This window comes from Pseudomonas jilinensis (assembly GCF_003586265.1).
In the GTDB taxonomy this organism is placed as follows: domain Bacteria; phylum Pseudomonadota; class Gammaproteobacteria; order Pseudomonadales; family Pseudomonadaceae; genus Halopseudomonas; species Halopseudomonas phragmitis.
Genome location: NZ_QJSA01000002.1, coordinates 227,764 through 248,845, shown reverse-complemented (window position 1 = coordinate 248,845; position 21,082 = coordinate 227,764). Strand labels below are relative to the sequence as shown.

General features: G+C 59.8%; 19 protein-coding genes. 8 read left to right on the top strand and 11 right to left on the bottom strand.

What is annotated here, in order from left to right; all coding sequences use genetic code 11:
- The first annotated feature begins 63 nt into the window (after window positions 1–63).
- Window positions 64–2,643: an EAL domain-containing protein gene (locus tag C2846_RS03115; RefSeq protein WP_119700636.1), complete on the top strand. Its 2,580-nt coding sequence runs from the start codon at window positions 64–66 to the stop codon at window positions 2,641–2,643.
- Window positions 2,644–2,645: 2 nt separating this feature from the next.
- Here the strand turns inward: C2846_RS03115 and C2846_RS03110 are convergent, their stop codons facing one another.
- Window positions 2,646–3,443: a DUF4344 domain-containing metallopeptidase gene (locus C2846_RS03110; protein ID WP_205890086.1), complete on the bottom strand. Its 798-nt coding sequence runs from the start codon at window positions 3,441–3,443 to the stop codon at window positions 2,646–2,648.
- Between the two features lie 218 nt (window positions 3,444–3,661).
- Between C2846_RS03110 and rimO the strand changes: the two genes are divergently transcribed.
- The 4 genes from rimO (at window position 3,662) to C2846_RS18540 (ending at window position 6,823) form a co-directional block, all read left to right on the top strand.
- Entirely contained in the window at window positions 3,662–4,981 is a 1,320-nt protein-coding gene (gene rimO, locus C2846_RS03105; RefSeq protein ID WP_080050531.1) for a 30S ribosomal protein S12 methylthiotransferase RimO, read from the top strand.
- A 104-nt stretch (window positions 4,982–5,085) separates the two neighbouring features.
- The gene (locus tag C2846_RS03100) at window positions 5,086–5,427 is read left to right on the top strand and encodes a DUF2845 domain-containing protein (protein WP_080050530.1); all 342 of its coding nucleotides are present in this window, start codon (window positions 5,086–5,088) and stop codon (window positions 5,425–5,427) included.
- A 229-nt stretch (window positions 5,428–5,656) separates the two neighbouring features.
- Window positions 5,657–6,346, top strand: coding sequence for an aquaporin Z (aqpZ, locus tag C2846_RS03095; RefSeq protein ID WP_080050529.1), 690 nt, complete (start codon window positions 5,657–5,659; stop codon window positions 6,344–6,346).
- A gap of 30 nt (window positions 6,347–6,376) precedes the next feature.
- Window positions 6,377–6,823: a hypothetical protein gene (locus C2846_RS18540; RefSeq protein ID WP_131038199.1), complete on the top strand. Its 447-nt coding sequence runs from the start codon at window positions 6,377–6,379 to the stop codon at window positions 6,821–6,823.
- Here C2846_RS18540 and C2846_RS03090 read toward each other — a convergent pair.
- Complete coding sequence (locus tag C2846_RS03090) at window positions 6,783–8,126, bottom strand: metal-dependent hydrolase family protein (RefSeq protein WP_080050528.1); 1,344 nt, start codon at window positions 8,124–8,126, stop codon at window positions 6,783–6,785. The genes C2846_RS18540 and C2846_RS03090 overlap by 41 nt on opposite strands.
- A gap of 172 nt (window positions 8,127–8,298) precedes the next feature.
- Here C2846_RS03090 and C2846_RS03085 point away from each other — a divergent pair, with 172 nt between their 5' ends.
- Window positions 8,299–8,616 carry a YggL 50S ribosome-binding family protein gene (locus C2846_RS03085; RefSeq protein WP_080050527.1) on the top strand — a complete coding sequence of 106 codons (318 nt, stop codon included), beginning with the start codon at window positions 8,299–8,301 and terminating at the stop codon, window positions 8,614–8,616.
- A gap of 130 nt (window positions 8,617–8,746) precedes the next feature.
- Window positions 8,747–9,085 (top strand): zinc ribbon domain-containing protein YjdM, encoded by a 339-nt coding sequence (locus C2846_RS03080; RefSeq protein WP_080050526.1) that lies wholly within the window; start codon window positions 8,747–8,749, stop codon window positions 9,083–9,085.
- 17 nt (window positions 9,086–9,102) lie between these two features.
- On the opposite strand, the gene C2846_RS03075 is transcribed toward C2846_RS03080, so the two are convergent.
- The 5 genes from C2846_RS03075 to C2846_RS03055 form a co-directional block, all read right to left on the bottom strand.
- Window positions 9,103–9,567, bottom strand: coding sequence for a DUF3429 domain-containing protein (locus C2846_RS03075; protein WP_080050525.1), 465 nt, complete (start codon window positions 9,565–9,567; stop codon window positions 9,103–9,105).
- A gap of 45 nt (window positions 9,568–9,612) precedes the next feature.
- Window positions 9,613–11,655, bottom strand: coding sequence for a transglutaminase TgpA family protein (locus C2846_RS03070; protein WP_080050524.1), 2,043 nt, complete (start codon window positions 11,653–11,655; stop codon window positions 9,613–9,615).
- Window positions 11,652–12,641 carry a DUF58 domain-containing protein gene (locus C2846_RS03065; protein WP_119700691.1) on the bottom strand — a complete coding sequence of 330 codons (990 nt, stop codon included), beginning with the start codon at window positions 12,639–12,641 and terminating at the stop codon, window positions 11,652–11,654. Before C2846_RS03065 ends, C2846_RS03070 begins: the two co-directional genes overlap by 4 nt.
- Entirely contained in the window at window positions 12,611–13,528 is a 918-nt protein-coding gene (locus tag C2846_RS03060; RefSeq protein ID WP_095625516.1) for an AAA family ATPase, read from the bottom strand. Before C2846_RS03060 ends, C2846_RS03065 begins: the two co-directional genes overlap by 31 nt.
- 102 nt (window positions 13,529–13,630) lie before the next feature.
- Entirely contained in the window at window positions 13,631–14,959 is a 1,329-nt protein-coding gene (locus C2846_RS03055) for a TAXI family TRAP transporter solute-binding subunit (protein WP_119700634.1), read from the bottom strand.
- A 235-nt stretch (window positions 14,960–15,194) separates the two neighbouring features.
- On the opposite strand from C2846_RS03055, the gene rnk reads away from it, so the two are divergent.
- Complete coding sequence (gene rnk, locus C2846_RS03050) at window positions 15,195–15,602, top strand: nucleoside diphosphate kinase regulator (RefSeq protein WP_080050522.1); 408 nt, start codon at window positions 15,195–15,197, stop codon at window positions 15,600–15,602.
- A gap of 21 nt (window positions 15,603–15,623) precedes the next feature.
- On the opposite strand, the gene C2846_RS03045 is transcribed toward rnk, so the two are convergent.
- From C2846_RS03045 to C2846_RS03030, 4 genes are all read right to left on the bottom strand, one after another.
- Window positions 15,624–17,189 carry a DNA recombination protein RmuC gene (locus tag C2846_RS03045; RefSeq protein WP_119700633.1) on the bottom strand — a complete coding sequence of 522 codons (1,566 nt, stop codon included), beginning with the start codon at window positions 17,187–17,189 and terminating at the stop codon, window positions 15,624–15,626.
- Window positions 17,190–17,329: 140 nt separating this feature from the next.
- On the bottom strand, window positions 17,330–18,025 hold the full coding sequence (locus tag C2846_RS03040) for a TSCPD domain-containing protein (protein ID WP_080050520.1): 696 nt from the start codon (window positions 18,023–18,025) through the stop codon (window positions 17,330–17,332).
- Window positions 18,026–18,090: 65 nt separating this feature from the next.
- Complete coding sequence (locus tag C2846_RS03035) at window positions 18,091–20,244, bottom strand: adenosylcobalamin-dependent ribonucleoside-diphosphate reductase (RefSeq protein ID WP_080050519.1); 2,154 nt, start codon at window positions 20,242–20,244, stop codon at window positions 18,091–18,093.
- A 247-nt stretch (window positions 20,245–20,491) separates the two neighbouring features.
- On the bottom strand, window positions 20,492–21,082 hold the full coding sequence (locus C2846_RS03030; protein WP_080050518.1) for a DUF1285 domain-containing protein: 591 nt from the start codon (window positions 21,080–21,082) through the stop codon (window positions 20,492–20,494).

Genomic DNA, 21,082 nt, shown 5'->3' with positions numbered 1-21,082 from the left:
CATCATCGCCGACCTGAACGGACGCGCCGCGACAATGGACCTGTTGAATGGAAACCCTCCCAGATGACCCGCCAACCTTTGCTTGGTGCGCTCATCCTCGGCCTGTGCCTGACACTCTCTACCGGGCTGCAAGCCCGTGAGCTGCGTGTAGGGGTCTATCACAACCCACCCAAGCTACTGCTTGACGAACAGCAGCAGTTATCCGGAATTTTTGGCGATCTGCTGCGCGCAATCGCCGCACAGGAACAGTGGACGCTGGTCCCGGTGCCTTGTACCTGGCAACACTGCCTGAACCTGCTCGGCAACGGCGAACTCGACATCATGCCGGATGTTGCCTTCAGCGAAGATCGGGCGCAGACGATGGACTTCCACCAGGTTCCAACCCTTTACAGCTGGTCTCAGCTCTATCAGTCCGGCAGACATGACATCAACGCCTTTCTTGACCTGGACGGCAAGCGTGTAGCGGTTCTTGAAGGCTCGATTCAGCACCATCACCTGATCCAGAAAGCGGAAAACTTCGGCATCAATCCTATCTGGCTGCCGACCAGTAGCCTTGAGCAGGGTTTTGAGCTGGTAGCCCAGGAGCATGCCGATGTAGTTGCGGCCAATCACTTCTATGGCGATAAGCATGCCCTGCGCGCCGGCTTGCGTGCCACGCCCATCATGTTCCAGCCAGCCCAGTTGTTTTTCGCCAGCACTGGTGGCCGTCAAGACGAGGTACTGAGTCGCATTGATCAGTATCTGCGCGAATGGAAGGCCAACGACCCATCCCCCTTCTTTGAGATCATGCGCGAGTGGGGCGCCATTCCTGCAGTGGACGCGCACGCATTGGCCGTTTCTCCACAGTTCTGGTGGACCGTTGGCATCCTGGCGCTACTGCTGCTGTTGGCTCTGAGCCTGAATTTTCTGTTGCGCCGCCAGGTCGAGGAAAAGACCCGCCACATCAAGGCCAGCGAAGAGCGCCTGAACACCATTCTCGACAGCGTAGAAGCCTGCATTTATATCAAGGATCGAAAACTGCGCTATCAGTACGCCAACCAGAAGCTGTGCAACCTGCTTGGCCTTTCAAGGGAAGATATTATTGGCCGGACCGATGCGGATTTTTTCGACGCCAAGGCTACCGAACACATCCGCGACAATGACCATAAGGTGATCAAGGACGGTATCAAACTGGTCGACGAAGAAGTCACCACCTTCACCACATTGGGAACGCCACACACGTTCCTCTCGGCCAAGCTGCCGCTGTATGGCCCGGATGACCGCATCTACGCCCTGTGCGGCATTTCGACCGACATCACCGAATTGCGCCAGATCCAGGAGCAGATGCACCAACTGGCCTATTACGACCCGCTGACCAGCCTGCCCAACCGTCGCTTGCTGATCGACCGGCTGAGCCATGCCCTGGCAAATCACAAGCGTACCGGCCTGGAAGGGGCATTGATCTTTATCGACATGGATAACTTCAAGGTACTCAATGACTCGCTGGGCATGGATTACGGTGATCTGCTGCTATGTCAGGTTTCTGAACGGCTGAACCAGCATGTACGCGCCACCGACACTCTGGCCCGCCTGAGTGCCGATGAGTTCGCGTTGCTGGTTGAAAGCCTGCCGGATGACGCCGAAGCCAGCCATCAGCTGCGGCGCCTGGGCCAAAAGCTGCTTGAGCGGCTGTCACAACCCTTCGCTCTGAACGATAGCCACCATGTCACCAGCGCCAGCCTTGGTATCGTGATGCTATCGGAAGCCAGCGGCAGTGCCGATGAACTGCTCAAGCGCGCCGATCTGGCGGTAAACGAGGCCAAGAGCAGCGGGCGCAACACCATGCGTTTCTTCAACCCGACCATGCAGGCTGAAGTCAGCCGGCGTGCCCGCCTGGAAGCTGATCTACGCTACGCCCTGAGCCAGCAGCAATTACGCCTGCACATCCAGCCCCAGGTTGACCAGCATGGCAGCCAGGTGGGTATGGAGGCTCTGGTGCGCTGGGAGCACCCTCAGGATGGCATCATTGCGCCCAGCGATTTCATCCCGGTTGCCGAGTCCAGCGGGCTGATCATTCCGTTGGGCGAATGGCTGGTCAGCCAGGCCTGTCAGATGCTGGCGCAATGGAGTTCACACCCTCGGCTCAGGCACCTGACCCTGGCCATCAACATCAGCCCGCGCCAGTTTCGCCACCCCAAGTTCGTCAATCATGTGCTCAACAGTCTGCGCGTCAGCGGCATCAACCCCGCGCACTTGAAATTGGAAATAACCGAAAGCCTGCTGATTGAGGATCTGGAAAGCATCATCAAGAAAATGAAGGGGCTCAAGGATCTGGGGTTGCGCTTTTCGCTGGATGACTTCGGCACCGGTTACGCCTCGCTGAGCTATCTCAAGCGCCTGCCTCTGGATCAGATCAAGATCGATCAGTCATTCGTGCGCGATCTGCTGACCGATAAAAGCGACGAGGCCATCATCCGTACCATCGTCGCCCTGGGCGAAAGCCTGGAAATCGAGATCATTGCCGAGGGCGTGGAAAATGAAGCCCAATTGGCGCGCCTGAAACAGCTTGGCTGCCGGCTGTTCCAGGGCTATCTGTTCGGCCGCCCGGCGCCGATCAGTCATTGGGCTGCCGAAACCGCAAGCTCCGTTCCCCAGGGCCGCTGAGATTACTGCCCGTGCGCCTGGAGCCGACGGGCACGCAGCGCTGGCAGCTCAGCCGCCAACACCCTGAAGTGCTCGATCAGCTCGTAACACAGATTCAGCTCGCCCTGCAGGCGGTTGTACCAAGCATCAGGAGCACCGCAGGTGACCAGCCGCAAGCTGACCGGACGCGGCAGTGGAAAACTGTCGCTGGCCCGGTTGGCCACCTGCTCAATCACTCCCGAGGCCTGAATCCGCGCCAGCAAGGCTTCGCCACCCTCCAACTGCACCGGCAATGGCCCATATTCAACCTGGATACGATGCCCCTGCTCCGCTGAACGGGCCCGAAAGTGTTCACTCAGCCAGGTCACCGCATGCTCGACCTGACGGTACTCCTCATCGCAGTAAAATGAGCGCTCATCCGGCAATCCCGTGACCTCCAGCACCCAGTCCAGGTTTTGCGGATCACTGCCATAGATCAGGCAGGCGATATTGTAGAAACGTTGATCATCCATGGCATGGCTGTCCCAGGCCTGGATGGCCTGATCCCGTTCCTTGGCGTAGCTCGATTCCAGAGACCAGTAGTCGGCCACATCGATCAACTGCAGGTACAAATCCTCGCGCCGGTGCTCGCCGTGCAAGAGAAACAACCCCATCAGCCCCAGGTGATCGGCGGCATCCTCTTCGCGCCCGAGCACAGGCAACTGCAACTCGTGGATCAGCAGGTGCCCCATCTCATGCAATAGCGTGAATTCGGCGTTGGCGCTGATGAAGCGTTCTTCGTCAGCCAGCAGCAACTCTGCGGGCACCTGCGCCAATGCCATGCTACTCCACACCCCCAGCCCGGCTAGTAGTCCCTGACCCCACACCCGCATTCTCAAGCCTCCTGCCGATTAGTCTGGTAACCATAGCATCACCCATATGGCTGATGCAGCAGACGCACAGGACGAGTGGCAGACCAGAAGGCTGGAACGCTGGGCGTTGCACGGCTAGAATACGCCGTTTTTCATCCTTGGCCGTCCGCCGCCCCATGAGGTAAAGCATGTCCAATCCCAAAGTCGGGTTCGTTTCCCTTGGCTGCCCCAAGGCCCTGGTAGACTCCGAGCGCATCCTCACGCAATTGCGCACCGAAGGCTACGAGGTGGTCCCCACCTATGAGGACGCTGATGTCGTGGTGGTTAATACCTGCGGCTTCATCGACAGCGCCAAGGCCGAATCGCTTGATGCCATCGGTGAAGCCATCGCCGAAAACGGCCGGGTGATCGTGACTGGCTGCATGGGTGTGGAAGAAAACGCCATTCGTGATGTTCACCCCAGCGTGCTCGCGGTCACTGGCCCGCAACAGTACGAACAGGTGGTCAACGCCGTTCATGAGGTTGTCCCGCCCAAGGCCGATCACAACCCGCTGATCGATCTGGTACCGCCGCAGGGCGTCAAGCTGACTCCGCGCCACTACGCCTACCTGAAGATTTCCGAAGGCTGCAACCATAGCTGCAGCTTCTGCATCATCCCCTCGATGCGCGGCAAACTGGTCAGCCGCCCGGTTGGCGAAGTGCTGGGCGAAGCCGAGCGTCTGGTCAAGGCCGGGGTCAAGGAGCTGCTGGTCATTTCCCAGGACACCAGCGCCTACGGGGTCGATATCAAGTATCGCACCGGCTTCTGGAATGGCCGCCCGGTCAAGTCGCGCATGACCGAAATGTGCGAAGCACTGAGTGAACTTGGCGCCTGGGTACGCCTGCATTATGTGTATCCCTACCCGCACGTTGACGAACTGATTCCGCTGATGGCCGAAGGCAAGATCCTGCCCTACCTGGATATCCCCTTCCAGCACGCCAGCCCCAAGGTACTCAAGGCCATGAAACGCCCGGCTTTCGAGGACAAGACCCTGGCCCGGATCAAGTCCTGGCGGGAAATCTGCCCCGAACTGACCATTCGCTCGACCTTCATCGTCGGCTTCCCCGGCGAAACCGAGGAAGACTTCCAGTACCTGCTCGACTGGCTGACCGAAGCCCAGCTCGACCGGGTTGGCTGCTTCCAGTATTCGCCGGTCGAAGGTGCCCCGGCCAACGAACTGGGCCTGGAGCCAGTGCCGGACGATATCAAGCAGGAGCGTTGGGAGCGGTTCATGGCTCACCAGCAGGCTATCAGCGCCGCGCGACTGCAACAGAAGATCGGCAAGATCATCCCGGTGATCATCGACGAGGTGGACGAAGAAGGCCCGATCGGTCGCAGCATGGCCGATGCCCCGGAAATCGACGGTAACGTCTATATCGATACCGAACAAGCCCTCAGCCCCGGCGATATCGTCATGGTCACCGTCACCGACGCCGACGAATACGACCTCTGGGCCCAACTGGCCTGAACATCGACAAGGCCGAGCACTGCTCGGCCTTGCTTTATGCTCTTCCGGCGCAGCCTGCTGCGGGTTAGACTCTCCCATGCCCCTCAGTCGAAAAGGATAGCGACATGCACCTCTCTCACCGTATTTCCGTATTGGCCTGCGTCGGCTTTCTGTTCTGGTCCAACGCATCATTTGCCCAATCCACCTACCGCTGTAATAGCGGTCTGGTCAGTCTTGGCGACAACCGTTCCAGCGTTCTGCAAAAATGCGGAGAACCCGAATCACGGCATAGTCATTGCCGGGCTCTGACCACCAGCGCCACCACGGATGCGACCAGCGTCAATGTGCAAACCTGTGTCGAGATTGAGGAATGGACCTACAACCCCGGAAGCGGAAGACTGATGACCACCCTGGAGTTTGAAGCCGGGCGACTCAGCGAGATCGCTACCGGGCAACGCGTGCGCTAAGCACTCCCCCCGATCCCCATCGCGCGCCAGTCTGATGCTGGCGCGATCTGCCTGCCCCGGCAGCGCATTTCCCCTGCCCCGCCACTACCTGATTTCATAACCGCTGACTATGCTCAATGTGTGCTTTCAGTCCAGAGTGATATCTGGATAGAGGACCATGTGATGCTGTCGGGGACGGCGTCCATGTATCACGCGACTGAAGGGTTCCTGATAAGCAAAGGAGACGCTTATGAACAAGTATGTCGCGGAGTTTTTTGGCACGTTCTGGCTGGTACTGGGTGGATGCGGAAGCGCGGTTCTGGCCGCGGCCTTTCCCGAGTTGGGTATCGGTCTGGCCGGGGTTGCACTGGCCTTTGGTCTCACCGTACTGACCATGGCCTATGCCATCGGTCACATATCCGGCTGCCACCTCAACCCGGCGGTTTCCATTGGCCTCTGGGCTGGCGGCCGCTTCCCGGCAAAAGAACTGATTCCCTACATCATCGCCCAGGTGGTTGGCGGTATCGTTGCCGGCGGGGTTCTTTACCTGATTGCCAGCGGCAAGGCCGGCTTTGATGTTTCTGCAGGCTTTGCCTCCAACGGCTATGGCGCCCACTCTCCCGATGGTTACGGTCTGGGCTCGGCGCTGATCACCGAGGTAGTGATGACCATGATGTTCCTGGTGGTGATTCTCGGCGCCACCGACAAACGCGCCCCGCAGGGCTTTGCGCCGATTGCGATCGGGTTATGCCTGACCCTGATTCACCTGATCAGCATTCCAGTCACCAATACCTCGGTCAACCCGGCGCGCAGTACCGGTGTCGCCATTTATGTTGGCGACTGGGCCATCGCGCAGTTGTGGCTGTTCTGGCTGGCCCCAATTGTTGGTGCGGCTCTGGGTGCTGTGATCTATCGTTTTATCGGTAAGGAAAACCAGTAGCTCATCAGCAGCGACCAACAGGGAGCCCCCATGCCCAGCTACCGCCAACGCTACTCCATCGTTACGGCACTGCTTGGCGCCCTGCTGAGCTTGCCAGCCAGCGCCATCGAACGCCAGCGCTCGGGCACCGAACGCTTCCATGACCCGGTAATCGGTGCCAAGGGGCTCTATCGCCTGGACTCGCGGGCTTATCTGATGGGCTGGCTAATGACCGGCGGTTTCGGGGTTGGCTCGGATTCCATGACCGATATTCTGGTCAGTGCCGGCTACTCAATCAACGAACAAACGGCTTTGCTAGTGGTTACAGGCACATGTGGCTGGACTACACGGACGGTGGTTTCGAGTTCGATGCCCGCATTCACGGACTTGGCCTGGGGCTGGACTATCGTTTCTGACTGCCAGAGTCAGTGCGTAGCCAAGCCCCAGTCACAACCCACTATGGCAACAGGTTCTTGTAAATCACGCCGTTTTTCATGATCAGCACAAAGTTCTTGTCTGGATCGGCGATCAAGGACAGATCTGCTGTCGGGTCACCATCAACCAATAGCATGTCGGCCATGGCCCCTTCTTCCAGCACGCCAAGCGGTCCCGCCAGGCCATAACGCTCGCCAGCCATGCCAATCAACTGACCATTATTGCCGGTGGCAATCTGCAGGACCTCGCCTGGGTTGTACCAACGCTCCAGTGTGACCAGCAGCCGGTTCTGTTTATCTCCGGTATCACCGCTGGCGAGAATGTCAGTGCCGAACGCTACCTTGACCTTGTGTTTCTTCGCTAGATCAAAGGCTCGCTCGGTGCCGGTACTGACCATCAACTGCTTGACCCGGGAGGCGCCGGTCTGAGGGTTGGCCAGCTCGTTGTCGAGAAACGGCTGCAAACTCCACCAGGCGTTCTTGCTGGCGATCATCCGCACCGTTTCCTCATCCAGCAACTGGCCGTGTTCGATACTTTTCACCCCGGCCTCAAGAGCCATCTGCACGGCCCGCGAAGTGTAGGCATGCACGGCAACATAGGTGCCCCAGTTTTCTGCCGCCAGCACCGCTGCACGCAACTCGTCCGGGGTGTACTGGGTCACATCGATTGGATCATATAACGAGCTAACTCCGCCGCCAGCCATCAGTTTGATCTGGGTTGCACCCATCATCAGTTGCTCGCGCACCTTGCGCAGTACCTCGTCACTGCCGTCGGCAATAGCTGTAACCCGTACCTGATCCGAATAATTCAGCGGCGAGTTGCCTGCGCGCGGCACCTCGTAGGGCAGGCGGAAATCTCCATGCCCGCCAGTTTGCGACACCATAGCACCAGAAGGAAAAATTCGTGGGCCGCTGATCAGCCCTTCCTCAATGGCCCGGCGCAGACCAAAGGACGGCCCGCCCATATCTCGCACCGAGGTGAAACCACGCATCAGCGTAGCTTCGGCTACCTGGCCGGCCAATAGATGGATATAGGCGATATCTGCCGTCAGCGCTTCAACGGTTGTCGGGCTGACCAGTACCGAGTGCCAATGGGCATCGATAAGACCGGGCATCAGTGTGCGCTGTTCCCCGTCAACAACCTGAACACCCTCTTCGGGGGTGATCGGGCGAGTGGCGATCGTTGCGATCTGACCATCACGTACAAGTACATGGACCGGCTGCGCCGAACGACGGTCCGACTTGCCATCGAACAGGTAGACGTTTTCGATCAACACCGCTGGTGCTTTGGCAGCGGCACTGGGGAGCGGGAGAAGGCAGGCAAACAGACAGACAAACAGCAAAGACGCACGATCCGGCTTCAGCATAAAGGCCTCCTTGGCGCTCCGGAATCAACCCCGACTACTGACATCAACAAAGCACCGGCTTGACAGACTGTCAAGCCAGCGCCCGCAGATCGCGCAGACACGAAATTGCATGCCAATCCTGGGCGATCCGGCTAAAGTGTCCCCTTAATCAGCAACGGAGCAACAGGTTTCCATGACTACCCAACGTAGCCGCCGCCTCAGAAAGAAACTGCGCGTCGATGAATTCCAGGAAATGGGGTTCGATTTCAGTGTTGAGCTCAAACAGCCGCTGGACGAGAGTCAGGCCGATGCGCTGGTTGACGCCTTCCTTGATGAAGTGGTCATCCCACGCGGACTGGAGTTCGGCGGCTGGATCAATGGCGGCTTTATCTGCAAGGCCGGACGCGGCTCGGCCACCGATGCCGATCGTGAAGCCGTGGCCGACTGGTTCAAGGCCCGCGCGGAAGTCAGCGACGCCAATGTCAGCCCATTGGTTGACGCCTGGCACTGAGCCCTGGGGCGGTGATTTAAGCCAGCCGCGAGCAGCGATTGTGCCCGTGGCTGCGTAAAATGGCCGCATGGACACCCCCCAGCTAATCGGGCATCATCCCCGGCCCAATGGATCAGACCAAGGACACCCGATGAGTCAGCTTCCTCCTTGCCCATCCTGCGGCTCGGAATATACCTACGAAGACGGCATTCAATTTGTTTGCCCCGAATGCGCCCATGAGTGGACCGCTGCCGAGTCCGCTGCCGCAGAGCAGGCCCGGGTCATTACCGACGCCAATGGCAATCCGCTACAGGACGGCGACAGCGTCACCGTGATCAAGGATCTGAAGGTGAAAGGCTCTTCCCTGGTGGTCAAGGTCGGCACCAAGGTCAAGAATATCCGACTGGTTGAAGGCGATCACGACATCGACTGCCGCATCGACGGCATCGGCGCGATGAAGCTGAAGTCCGAATTCGTCAAGAAAAGCTGAGCGCCAGACAAACCCTGTCAATGGGTTATCAGGGTGGCCGCCCAGGCCACCAGCAACGACAGAATCACCACAATACTCAATGGCTTGCGCAGGGCTGGATACCAGACCGGCGCAAGGCCATGATTCACCGCCCAGATATCGGCGTAGTACAGCGCCGCATAGGCGAAAAAGAATACCGGGATGGCCAGGCCGATCGGCAAACTCAACGCCACCCAACCCAGCAACGGTGGGATGACCGACAAGCCCAGCTGAAATGGCGCCTTCTCGCTGGATTCCTCGGCGCGCATGGCCAGCCCCCAGTGAATCGCTCCCATGAAGGCAAGAATCACTGCGGCATAGCCCAGCAGTTCCTCCATGACTCGCTCACGCCAGACTTCTGGGGTTACCCACAGCCCCAGTGCTCCGGTGACAAAGGGAATCATGCCGACCATGCCCAAGCCAACCGCCAGACGCGGGGGACGAATCGCGTTGAAAGGATGCATGCAGTCTCCGCCAGAGTTCAGCCCGCTGCTGCGGGCACTTGCTCATTATAAGTGGGTGGACTGACCGGGCAAGTGCTGCGCCGGTCTCGAAATTTTTCCCGCTCTGAGCGGTAACGCGCGCGTCAGTACAGCCAGATGCCGGCGTAACCCCGCACAGGTGTCACGGTCAGGTATGCCGTCCTCGGCATAGGTCAGCCGAACATATTCATCGAAAAAGGCTGCCAATGGCTCTCGCTGCGCCGGCAGGTGCAGCTCCAGGCGTTGCTGCCAGGCTCGCGGCCCCTCGCCACGCACCGCCTGCAACCCCAGGCGCCGCAGCTTGCGATCAAGCTGCTCCCAGGCTTGCCGACGCGGGTCAGGGTGCCTGCGCCGCGGACGCAGGCTCCATACCACCAACGGCAACATGACCAGTGCGGCAGCAATCAGCAGGACCAGGCCGACCCGTTGCCAGTCTGTGGTACCCAGCCAACGTTGCAGGAACTCCAGTTGCCGCTCGGCCTGATAACCCAGCACCCGCAGTTGCCATTGATAGTTGAGGTCGTCCCAGGCCAGACGCAGGTTGTTGATCCAGCCGATGTTGCGGTAACGGGCTGGGGCCATCAGGCTGCCTTCAAGAAAGCTGCCCTCACCCTGCAAGGCATCCTGCAGCCCACGTTCGATGCGCTCTGGTGCAACCTGGAAGGTCGGATCGACCGAGACCCAGCCTTCCCCGTCCAGCCAGACCTCAACCCAGGCATGGGCATCGAACTGATGCACCAGCACATAGTTGCCACGCGGATTGATTTCACCACCCTGATAGCCGGCTACCACTCTGGCCGGAATGCCGGCTGCCCGCAGGACAAAGGTCATGGCTCCGGCATAGTGGGCGCAAAACCCGCGCCGGCTGTCGAACAAAAACTCATCGTTGCTGTGCCGGCCCAGCGTCGGCGGTCGCAGGGTGTAATGGAAGGGTTCACGATTGAAGTGCTGCAACAACGCCTGAACCAGCTCAGCATCGCGTGGATAACGCGTACGCAACTCTTCGGCCCAGGCCCGGCTGCGCGGATCACCCTGTTCCGGCAAGGCGGTGTAGATCCGCTGCTGCAAGGGATCAAGATCATGCGGATCAAGCCGGCTTTCCGGCCACGAAGTAGCCTGATAGGCCAGGGTCTGGGTGATTGGGCGTTTGGCCTGGAGCATGAAGTCGCGGGTCAGCACCAGGCTGTCATCATCGGATGAGGCGCCGCGCAGGCTGAATACCCAGGGCTGTTGACTGGCGCGGGTCACCACCTGATAACGCACCGCCTCCCCCCGTGGCTCCCAGGGTCGCGGCATGCCAATCGAGGCAAAACTGGAATGGCTCCAGCGCCGGCCATCGAAATGGCTGAGAGTCAGGGCTCGCCAGTAAAGCTCGCTGTGCGCGGGAATGTCAGCCTCGAAACTGGCGCGAAAAGCCAGCTCGGGCGAGCGAGCCAGATTGGCGATATCAGCCGGCGCCATGCTCTCGGCCAGCCCGATGGTGGCGCTCTTGCCCGGGGTATTGACCGCCCACAGCGGCCCGAGCCGGGGAAACAGCACAAACAGCACCAGCATCAACGGCAACGCCTGCAGCAGCAGCAACCCCGAGCTGCGCAGAGCCCGGATCGGATCATTGCGCCCTGGTGTCTGTTGTAGCCCGACCAGCGCAGCCACCAGTACCAGCAGGCTCAGGCACTGATACAGCGTCAGCAGGATGCCCTGATCGAACAGAAACGCCGTAGCGATGATGAAGAAGCCCAGGTAGATCACCACTAGGGCATCACGCGGATTGCGCATCTCCAGCAGCTTGAGCATGAACAGCAAGAGCAGCAGCATCACCGCAGCATCCAGGCCCAGCAGGCTGCCCTGGGTGGTGAATACCCCTAGCGCAATCAGCCCCAGCGCCAGCACCTTGACCACACTGCCGGGATAACGCCAGCGCATGCGCTGGATCTGTACTCGCCATAAGGCGCAGGCCATCCAGAGTACCGCCACCCAGAACGGCAGACGTGGCAGGTGCGGCAACAGCACAACAACCTGGGCCGTCAGCAGCCAGGCCAGACTGTTGCGGGGAATCAATGCTGCCGTCATGCTGCCACCCCATACAACGCCAGGGTCTTCAGGCAGGCATCGCGGTGTGCTTCGCCCAACGCTGGGCCCAGACGCTGGCTGCCAAGTTGCAGGCCATAGGGCTGGCCACGCCGTTCCAGCTCCAGTACCCAGCCGGTCAGATAACCCAGGCGCTGTTCAAGATCCTGGCCCGGCGCGCTGTCGAGTACCAGCCATAGACTGTTCTGGCTGGGTTCGGCAAACACCTTGCTGTGCAGCCCCTGCCCTCGTGACCAGGCCCGCCAGTCGAGGCGCCTGCGTGAATCGCCGGGTTGATAGGCCCGCAGCCCTTGAAAGTCGTCGACCCCTTCAGCATTGAGCAGAGCGCCATCGCCATCGCCACCAGCGCCCTGGCGCGGCAACGCAGCGACCAAAGGTTTGGGGTACACCAGCACCTGCCAGTTCAGATCGACCAGGCTCCAGGCAACAAACCAGCCCAACGGATAGCGCGTTTCAACCCGCAAGCGCCCGGGGCGAAACCAGCCACGCTGATGCACCGGGTGATACAGGGTAACCGTCGTCTCCTGCCCGGCTTCCACATCCAGACGTTGAGGTTGAGTGCGTGGCCAGTACAGGGTCAGTGCCTGATGTTCGTGCTGCACAGCAGCCAGGGTCAGCGACAGCGGCGCCGACTCGCCAACAAATACCGGTCGACTGCCGGTCGCCCGTAGCTCCAGCCCGGCCAGGTTGCGGTAAGTATGATGTAGCCCAACCCAGAACAGGCTTACCAGCAGGAAGGTCAGCGCATAGACCAGGCTATTCTGATAATTGATCGCTCCCAACAGCATGATCACCAGCAATACCAGCAGCGCCAGTCCTGCCCGGGTCGGCACGATGAAGATGCGCCGATGATTGAGCCGGATCTCCCGAGCCGCCGGAATGCGCTTACCGATCCAGCGCTGGAACAGGCGGCTGGTTTGACCGCTGAGCCGGGCAATCACACCGCGTTGACCTCGTTCAGCAACCATTGCGCCAGCCCGCCGCCGCCATGGCCGGCTGGATCATCATTGGCCCGCAGGCGGTGACTGACAACCGACGGCAGGACCGCCTGCACATCCTCGGGAATTACATAATCACGGTGTTCGAGCATTGCCCAGGCTCGTGAGGCCGCCAACAGGCCCAGACTGGCGCGCGGTGACAACCCCCAGGCACAGACCGGGCTTTCCCGGGTCTGGGCCACCAGACGCAGGATATAGTCGATGATCGCCTCACTGGCCTTGACTCCAGGCACCGCCGCCTGCAACTGACGTAACTGCTCACGCCCCAGGGTTGGCTCCATCCGCTCCAGCCTTACCCGCCGCTCAGCCCCCTGCAGCAATGAACGCTCAGCCGCCTGCGAGGGATAGCCCAAGGACAGGCGCATCAGAAAACGATCCAGCTGAGATTCGGGCAAGGGAAAGGTGCCGCCCTGGGTTACCGGGTTCTGGGTGGCAATTACGAAGAACGGATCCGGCAATGGCCGGGTCGCTCCATCGACAGTCACCTGCCCCTCTTCCATGGCTTCGAGCAGGGCGCTCTGGCTTTTCGGCGTGGCCCGGTTGATCTCATCGGCCAGAATCAGTTCAGAGAAAATCGGCCCCGGGTGGAATACGAACTGGGCGCTGTTGCGGTCGAAGACCGAGGTACCGAGAATATCCCCGGGCAGCAGGTCACTGGTGAACTGAATCCGCTGGTAGCTCATGCCTAGTACCCGAGCCAGAGCTTGCGACAGGGTGGTCTTGCCCATGCCCGGCAGGTCTTCGATCAGCAGATGCCCTTTGGCCAGAATACAGGCTAGCGCCAGCTTCACCGCCTGCTGTTTGCCCAGCAGTACTTCATCGACCGATGCCAGCGCCCGGTCCAGAGCATCCCTCATGTTCACCTCGTTGTCTGTCCAAGACCGCATGTTAGGGGCCCTGGCACTATGTGCAAAGTCGCAGGCAATGGCTTGTAACAGCTTGGACTCCGCCCCAATGGTTCAGCCGGCCTGTGTTCTCAAGCCTTCCAGCCGCTTGATCATGTAGCGTACGTGCAGATGCAGGCTGTACAGCTCATGGGCGTAGGACAGCGGCACATCCACCCGGCTCAGCTCATCTTCAAGCTGGTGCAATGCCTGGATCTCCCGCTCCAGCTCGCCGGCAATGGCTCCACTGTGCAGCAAGCGGTCAATCCGTCGCAATTGCTCATACCAGCGATAGACCCGGGAACGGATTCGCCAACGGTATAGCGGCCCCATGCTGCGCAGCAGCGGCAGCATGATGGCGATGAACGGAATCACCAGCACCACATAGCGGTCGACGATCGAAGCCACCCAGAACGGCAGGTAGCGCTGCAGGAACGGTACGCCCTGGCGATGATAGAAGTCTGCCTCGGGGCTAAGCGTCAGTTCCAAAGGCTGGGCCGCCGGGAAGGCGCCGGGCTTGTCGAGCAGGTTGCCTTCGCGCAGCACCTCTCGGGCCGCCTCCAGTACCAGGGATGTCAGGGCCGGATGAAAGCGCTCATTGGCGACCAGCGTCGCCACCGGTGACAACAGGCTGATCGGCTCGGCAGGCACATTGGCCCCGATATCCAGCAACCCCTCAGGCAGTTGCAGGGTATCGAGAAATGGCAGGCGGGCGCTGAAGGCTTCAGTCTGGCGCAAGCTGACCAGCTCCAGCTCGGGATTGGCGACCATTTCGGCAATCAGCGCATTGCTGGCCGGCAAAACGAAAAAGGCGGCATCCAGAGTCCCTTCACGCAGAGCGTCGAGCGAAGCCCGGCCAGCCAGGGCCTGCCAGGCCCCGCCATTCAGCTCCAGCAATCGCGACTCATCGTCACGGGCCTGGAACAGACTGCGCACCACAGCCCAGGTCCCACTGCCTTCACTGCCGACCGACACCTTCAGCGAGCGCAAATCATCCAGGTGGGTGATTTCCAGCCCTTTGCGCTGAAATAGCCATAACGGCTCGTGATAAAGCGCTGCCAGCCCAACCAGGCGGCGCTGCTCGGCCGGCGTGAGCAACAGGCTGGTACCGCTTTGCACCAGGGCAATAGAGACTGACGAGTCCGGGTCGAGCAAGTGCTGCAGATTGTCCAGCGATCCCCGGCTTGAGCGTAGTTCAAGAGTCAGACCCTGCTCGGCCAGACGCTCCTGCAGGGCCAGACCAAAGCGGTGGTAGCCACCGGTTTCACTGCCGGTACTCATCACCAGAACACGCGGCGGAGCCGGATCGAGATAGCGGATCAGAGCCCAGCCCAGCAACAGCCCCAGGGGGATGATCCAGAGATTGGTACGAACGAAAAGCGCGGCCTGTTTCAGCACCTGCATGCAACGACTCCCTATGCCTGCCCATCCCACAGTCTAAACGGCCCAGCAGCAAACGGCGAACCGCAAAAACAGCCACTTGGCGATTCGACTATCGGCCAGGCTTGCAAGTAACCGCGGTTCTGGTATGGTCTTAGTTGTCGGCGCCCTGCCGGTTTCACGTTCTTTCCTGTTTTGTCTTTATTTAATTTTTTGATTCTTTTTCATTTTCGTCCGTCAAGGAGTAGTGCCGTTCGCCATGAACAAATCACCTGAGATCACCATGACCCGTCTGGACATTCAGCGCCTCGATAAAGTGCTGGCCAGCCTGGACGCCCCAATCAACCTGCTCGAAGCCCTGGAAGGTGAGATTCTTCGCGCCAAGGTTGTCAGTCATGACCACGTTGCGGCGGATGTGGTGACCATGAATTCGACCGTGCGCTTCATTGATGAAGCCAGCGGCCGTGAATTCGTTCTGACTCTGGTGTATCCGGAACAAGCCGGCAAGCCCGGCACTATCTCGGTACTGGCGCCGGTAGGCATCGCCCTGCTCGGGCTCAAGGTCGGCCAGAGTATTGACTGGCGCGGCCCCAGTGGCCGGCCGCTGAAACTGAAGATCATCGACATCCTTTATCAGCCCGAAGCCAACGGCGACTATCATCTGTAGCCGCTATTGCCGGGGTGAGTCTCAGGACTCCTCCGGCGCCCCCAGCTCCAGGGTTGCATGCTCGGTCCACGCCTCTCCAAGTTCTGCTTTAACTGAAACGCCTAACTCTTTGAAATCATTGACTTGCTTAACGAGATTTCCGCGTCCGGTAACGAGTTGTTCGCGGGCTTTCTTGTAAGCATCGGTCGCCCGTTCCAGGCCTTTTTCGACCCCGTCCATGCTGACCAGGAAGGTCCGTAGTTTGTCATGAACCTTGGCCGCCCGCTCAGCCAATTCGGCGGTGTGCCGGTTCTGATCCTCGAAACGCCAGAGCTGGCGAACGATATTCAGGCTGGTCAACAGCGTGGTCGGCGTGGCTACCAGCACGTTCTGCTCAATGGCTTTCTGGAACAGGCTTTCATCGGCCTTGAGTGCCTCAACAAACGCCGACTCGATGGGCACGAACATGAACACCATTTCCGGCGCATTCAGACCCGGCAGGTCAAAGTAGCTCTTGTCCGACAACTCGCGGATGCGTTGGCCCACCGCCTGCACGTGCTCAGCCAGGGCCACTGCCCGCTCCTGCTCGTCTTCACTATTGATATAGCGGGTGTAAGCGTTGAGCGAGACCTTGGCGTCGATGATCAGGTGCTTGTCCTGGGGCAGGTAAACCAGCACGTCGGGGCGCATGCGCTTGCCTTCACTGGTGTTGATGCTGACCTCACGCTGGAAGTCCTTGCCTGCACGCAGCCCCGAGCGCTCCAACACATTCTCAAGAATCAGCTCGCCCCAGTTGCCCTGCGTCTTTTTCTGCCCCCGCAGCGCGGTACTCAGGTCATGGGCTTCCTGGGTGATCTGCCGGTTCAGTTCCTTGAGATGCTGCAGCTCCTGGGCCAGTGCCGCCTGCTGCTGGGTATCCTTGTGATGGATATCTTCGACCTTGGCGCGGAACTGCTCGATCTGCTCGCGGAATGGCTTGAGCAGACTGTCGAGCGACTGCTGGCTGTGCTGGGAAAAGGCCTGGCCCTTGGTCTCGAAAATCTTGCCGGCCAACTGTTCAAACTCCAGCTTGAGCTGCTCGCGACTGTCCTTGAGCAGTTGCTGCTGCTCGACAAAATGGCGCTGGCGCTGTTCCAGGGTGGTCTGCAGGGTGGAGTGCTCGACCTTGAGCCGTTCATGTTCGTCCTGCAAAGCCTGATGGCGCTGTTGCATCGCCGTGCGCTCAGCACGCAGCTCCTCCAGCTGACGCTGCAGTTCCTGCCCCAGGGTCTGATTTCGCTGGGCCTCGACCTGGGCCGCCTGACGCTCACGCTCACTGAGTTCCAGCCGCCGCCCACCCTGCTCCAGCTGCTGCGTCAATTGCTCGCGGGATTCCTGCAGGTGTTCATTGCGGGTTTCCAGGGTGGCCAAGCGCGATTGCAACTGGTGGTTGTCCAGCAGCGCCTGTTGAGCCTGCTGACGCTGCTGATCCAGTTGTCCTGTCAACGCTGAGCAATCCTGCTCCAGCCGCCTGACTCGGCGCACCAGCAACACGGCGGTCAGGGCCCAGCCCAGCAACAAAGCCAGACAGATCGCGGCAAGCAGTACGGTGGTATCAGTGACGGGCATGAGGCTCTCCTTGAATCTGCCGGTATTATCCCTGCCCGGACAGGGGTTTGTCAGCGCCACCACCGGGATTGGCGGCAAAAACGCGAAGAGCCCCTCACGGAGCTCTTCGCCAAACTGCCTCACACGGTTTGATTACACGGTTAACCGCACTTGCTATCACCACAGTTGAGACAGGTCATACAGCCATCCATCTGGACCACGGCCTGGGTATGGCACTTGCCGCACATCTGCGCCCCCGGCGGATAGGACTCGGTACTGTCATCACAGTCGGCAGCGGTCTGATCCTGCGGCTTGAGGCCGACGTACTCGGCACGCTTTTGCTCCAGATAGGCTTTCTGGTGCTCGTCGACCTCATCCTTGATCAGGCCGATTTTCTTCAGGTGCTGCTCAATGACGTCGCCAATCTCAGCTACCAGCGAGGGCATCCAGCGCCCGCCACGCTTCATGTAGCCACCCTTGGGGTCGAACACGCTGTGCAGCTCTTCAACCAGGAAGGTGCAGTCGCCGCCCTTGCGGAACACGGCGGAGATAATTAGGGTCAGCGCCGAAATCCACTGGTAGTGCTCCATGTTCTTGGAGTTGATGAAGATCTCGAAGGGTCGACGCAGCTCATGATCACTTCCCGGGTTGAGCACCACATCGTTGATGGTCACATACAGCGCGTGCTCGGAGACCGGGGTCTTGATCTTGTAGGTGCTGCCCTCCAGGTGCTGAGGGCGTTTGAGCTTCTCGTGCATCTCTTCAATGGCCGGGCTGTTGACCTCCGGCGCCTTGACCTGCTCGTCGGGTTTAACGACAGCATAGTCGACAATTTTGCTGCTGATCTTCAATGCCATGATTTTCGGTCCTCGCCCCGCACTCACGGGGCTTTTCAATCTGAAAATGTACGATTCTGACGGCTTCAGAACTTGCCGTAATAGCCTTCTTTCAGGGCGTCATAGAGGTTGGCGGCGCTGTGCAGTTCACCGTCGTACTCGATCTCTTCATTGCCCTTGACTTCAACCTCGCTGCCATCTTCAAGCTTGAAGCGGTAGGTGGTATTGGCCAGATCCTGCTCCTTGACCAGCACGCCCTGGAACGCCTCGGGATTGAAGCGGAAGGTGGTGCAACCCTTCAGGCCCTTGTGGAAGGCATACAGGTAAATGTCCTTGAAGTCCTCGTAGGGGTAGTCGGTCGGCACGTTGGCGGTCTTGGAGATCGACGAATCGATCCACTTTTGCGCGGCGGCCTGAACATCAACATGCTGCATCGGACTCACGTCATCGGCGGCAATGAAGTAGTCCGGCAGATTGCGCTTGTCAGCTTCCATGCTCGGCAAGGCCTGCGGGTCGATGAAGTGACGATAGGCCAACAGCTCGAAGCTGAACACGTCGACCTTTTCCTTGGACTTCTTGCCTTCACGAATCACATTGCGGAAATAGTGATGGGCGAAGCTCGGCTCGATGCCGTTGGAGGCATTGTTGGCCAATGACAGCGAGATGGTGCCGGTTGGCGCAATCGAGCTGTGGTGGGTGAAGCGCGAGCCTTTTTTGGCCAGTGCCTCGACCAGTTTCTTGTCCTCACCCGCTACCTGCTGCATGTAGCGGCTGTATTTGGCCCAGAGCACCTTGCCCTTGAGCTTGTCGCCAGCCTTGATGCCGTCCTTGCGCATTTCCGGGCGCTTGGCCAGCATGGCCTCGGTTACCACGAACTCCTCGTCCATGATCGGCGCCGGGCCTTTCTCCTCGGCCAGTTGCAGGCCAGTGCGCCAGCCTTGCATGGCCATCTCGCGCGAGACTTCCTCGGTAAACTGGAGAGACTCAGGCGAGCCGTACTTCATCCGCAACATGGTCATGGTCGAGCCCAGGCCCAAAAAGCCCATGCCGTGCCGACGCTTGCGGAAAATCTCGCCCCGCTGTTGCTCCAGCGGCAGGCCGTTGATCTCGACGACGTTGTCGAGCATGCGAGTGAAGATATCGACCACCCGACGATACTCGTCCCAGTCGAAGCGTGCCTTGTCGGTAAACGGTTCACGCACGAACAGGGTCAGGTTGATCGAGCCCAGCAGGCAGGCGCCATAGGGCGGCAGCGGCTGCTCACCACAGGGGTTGGTGGCGCGGATTTCTTCGCAGAACCAGTTGTTGTTCATCTGGTTAACCCGATCGATCAGGATGAAACCCGGCTCGGCGAAGTCATAGGTGCTGGCCATGATCATGTCCCACACCCGGCGCGCCTTCATGGTGCGGAAGATGCGGCAGGCCACCAGCCCGTCATCACGGGTGATGTAACGTTCATTGCTCGGCCACTCGCGCCAGATCACCTGTTCAGAATCGTTCAGATCAACCCGGTCGGCCTCGGCTTCGGCCTGATTCAGCGGAAAGGCCAGCTTCCAATCGGCATCGGCCTCGACTGCCTGCATGAATTCTTCGGTGATCAGCAGCGACAGATTGAACTGACGCAACCGACCGTTCTCGCGCTTGGCGCGAATGAAATCCAGCACATCGGGATGACCAACATCGAAGGTCGCCATCTGGGCACCGCGCCGGCCACCAGCCGAAGACACGGTGAAGCACATCTTGTCGTAGATATCCATGAACGACAGCGGGCCCGAAGTGTAGGCCCCCGCGCCGGAGACATAGGCACCCTTGGGCCGCAGGGTGGAGAATTCATAGCCAATGCCGCAGCCGGCCTTGAGGGTCAGGCCTGCCTCATGCAGTTTCGAGAGAATGTCGTCCATCGAGTCGCCGATGGTCGCCGATACCGTGCAGTTGATGGTCGAGGTTGCCGGCTTGTGCTCGAGCGCACCGGCATTGGAGGTAATCCGCCCAGCCGGAATCGCGCCATGGCGCAGAGCCCAGAGGAATTTCTCGTACCACTCTTCACGCACTTCGGGAGCTTCGACTTCGGCCAGGGCGCGAGCCACACGCTGGTAGCTTTCATCGACAGTCTTGTCGATGGCGGCCCCATCCTTGGTCTTGAGTCGGTATTTGGTATCCCAGATGTCTTCTGAGGCCGGCTGCATGGGAATGCTGTTAACCACGTTATGCAGACGTTGCACCTTGGCTGTTTGACTCATCATATTCTCCTGAAAGGTCTACTGCATCGCCACTGAAAGCGTCTGTCGCGGGCTTTTGGCCTACGCCCAGCGCATCAGGGCAAAAACACTATGTATTGTGCGTTGGAGGAAATGCTAGACCTAGATATGGTGAATATCAACTGCAAAAAATTTTGATTTCTTGCCCTGGCGGGCTTGACTTGGAAAGCACTTCGGGGAATGGCCGGCCAGCCCTGACGGCCAGCCCGCAATTGACGCGGGATGACCTTCAGCGCGCCTCGGCGCCACCGTCCATCGGAAAAAACTGACCGTTGCTCCAAACTCCCAGAGCACTGTGCCCGTTCTGCTCATGGGCTACTGCCAGATCAACCAACTGATAGAACACGTTGCGATGAATCAGCGCCTGCAGATTGGCGCGCACCAGTATATAGGGTGCCGGCTCGCCACTATCAGGATCACACTTGAGGGTTATCGGATGCTCAGTGCCGGCTTCGAACTCATCACCCAGGCTGGTGGTAAAGCGCAAGCGTTGCAACTGTCCTTCACCCTCGATATTCAGGTTGGTCGCGACGAAAGGCGCGTCATCGACCTGAATGGCCCAGCGTTCGACCGGCGTAACCAGATAGTAGCGGCCGTCCTCATCCAGCCGCAGAATGCCGGAGAACAACTGCGCCAGCGCCTTGCGTTCAATCGGCCCGCCCTGATAGTACCAGGTGCCATCGCGGGTGATTCGCATGTCCAGCTCGCCGGATAGCGGTGGGTTCCAGAGGTGAACCGGAGCCGGTTCACGGCGATGCAGACTGCCCGTCTGGGGAATGCTGTCGAGCAGCGATTGCGGAGGGGGTGGGCGATTGTCCAT

What these genes read in the sequence shown, in the direction of transcription:
- C2846_RS18540 (WP_131038199.1), top strand. Translation starts at nt 6,377, where the DNA reads ATGCCCAGCTACCGCCAACGCTACTCCATCGTTACGGCACTGCTTGGC.
- C2846_RS03075 (WP_080050525.1), bottom strand. Translation starts at nt 9,567, where the DNA reads ATGCATCCTTTCAACGCGATTCGTCCCCCGCGTCTGGCGGTTGGCTTG.
- C2846_RS03090 (WP_080050528.1), bottom strand. Translation starts at nt 8,126, where the DNA reads ATGCTGAAGCCGGATCGTGCGTCTTTGCTGTTTGTCTGTCTGTTTGCC.
- C2846_RS03035 (WP_080050519.1), bottom strand. Translation starts at nt 20,244, where the DNA reads ATGAGTCAAACAGCCAAGGTGCAACGTCTGCATAACGTGGTTAACAGC.
- C2846_RS03040 (WP_080050520.1), bottom strand. Translation starts at nt 18,025, where the DNA reads ATGGCATTGAAGATCAGCAGCAAAATTGTCGACTATGCTGTCGTTAAA.
- rnk (WP_080050522.1), top strand. Translation starts at nt 15,195, where the DNA reads ATGAACAAATCACCTGAGATCACCATGACCCGTCTGGACATTCAGCGC.
- C2846_RS03070 (WP_080050524.1), bottom strand. Translation starts at nt 11,655, where the DNA reads ATGACGGCAGCATTGATTCCCCGCAACAGTCTGGCCTGGCTGCTGACG.
- rimO (WP_080050531.1), top strand. Translation starts at nt 3,662, where the DNA reads ATGTCCAATCCCAAAGTCGGGTTCGTTTCCCTTGGCTGCCCCAAGGCC.
- C2846_RS03065 (WP_119700691.1), bottom strand. Translation starts at nt 12,641, where the DNA reads ATGGTTGCTGAACGAGGTCAACGCGGTGTGATTGCCCGGCTCAGCGGT.
- C2846_RS03055 (WP_119700634.1), bottom strand. Translation starts at nt 14,959, where the DNA reads ATGCAGGTGCTGAAACAGGCCGCGCTTTTCGTTCGTACCAATCTCTGG.
- C2846_RS03030 (WP_080050518.1), bottom strand. Translation starts at nt 21,082, where the DNA reads ATGGACAATCGCCCACCCCCTCCGCAATCGCTGCTCGACAGCATTCCC.
- C2846_RS03045 (WP_119700633.1), bottom strand. Translation starts at nt 17,189, where the DNA reads ATGCCCGTCACTGATACCACCGTACTGCTTGCCGCGATCTGTCTGGCT.
- C2846_RS03085 (WP_080050527.1), top strand. Translation starts at nt 8,299, where the DNA reads ATGACTACCCAACGTAGCCGCCGCCTCAGAAAGAAACTGCGCGTCGAT.
- C2846_RS03060 (WP_095625516.1), bottom strand. Translation starts at nt 13,528, where the DNA reads ATGAGGGATGCTCTGGACCGGGCGCTGGCATCGGTCGATGAAGTACTG.
- C2846_RS03080 (WP_080050526.1), top strand. Translation starts at nt 8,747, where the DNA reads ATGAGTCAGCTTCCTCCTTGCCCATCCTGCGGCTCGGAATATACCTAC.
- C2846_RS03110 (WP_205890086.1), bottom strand. Translation starts at nt 3,443, where the DNA reads ATGGCATTGGCGCAGGTGCCCGCAGAGTTGCTGCTGGCTGACGAAGAA.
- C2846_RS03100 (WP_080050530.1), top strand. Translation starts at nt 5,086, where the DNA reads ATGCACCTCTCTCACCGTATTTCCGTATTGGCCTGCGTCGGCTTTCTG.
- C2846_RS03115 (WP_119700636.1), top strand. Translation starts at nt 64, where the DNA reads ATGACCCGCCAACCTTTGCTTGGTGCGCTCATCCTCGGCCTGTGCCTG.
- aqpZ (WP_080050529.1), top strand. Translation starts at nt 5,657, where the DNA reads ATGAACAAGTATGTCGCGGAGTTTTTTGGCACGTTCTGGCTGGTACTG.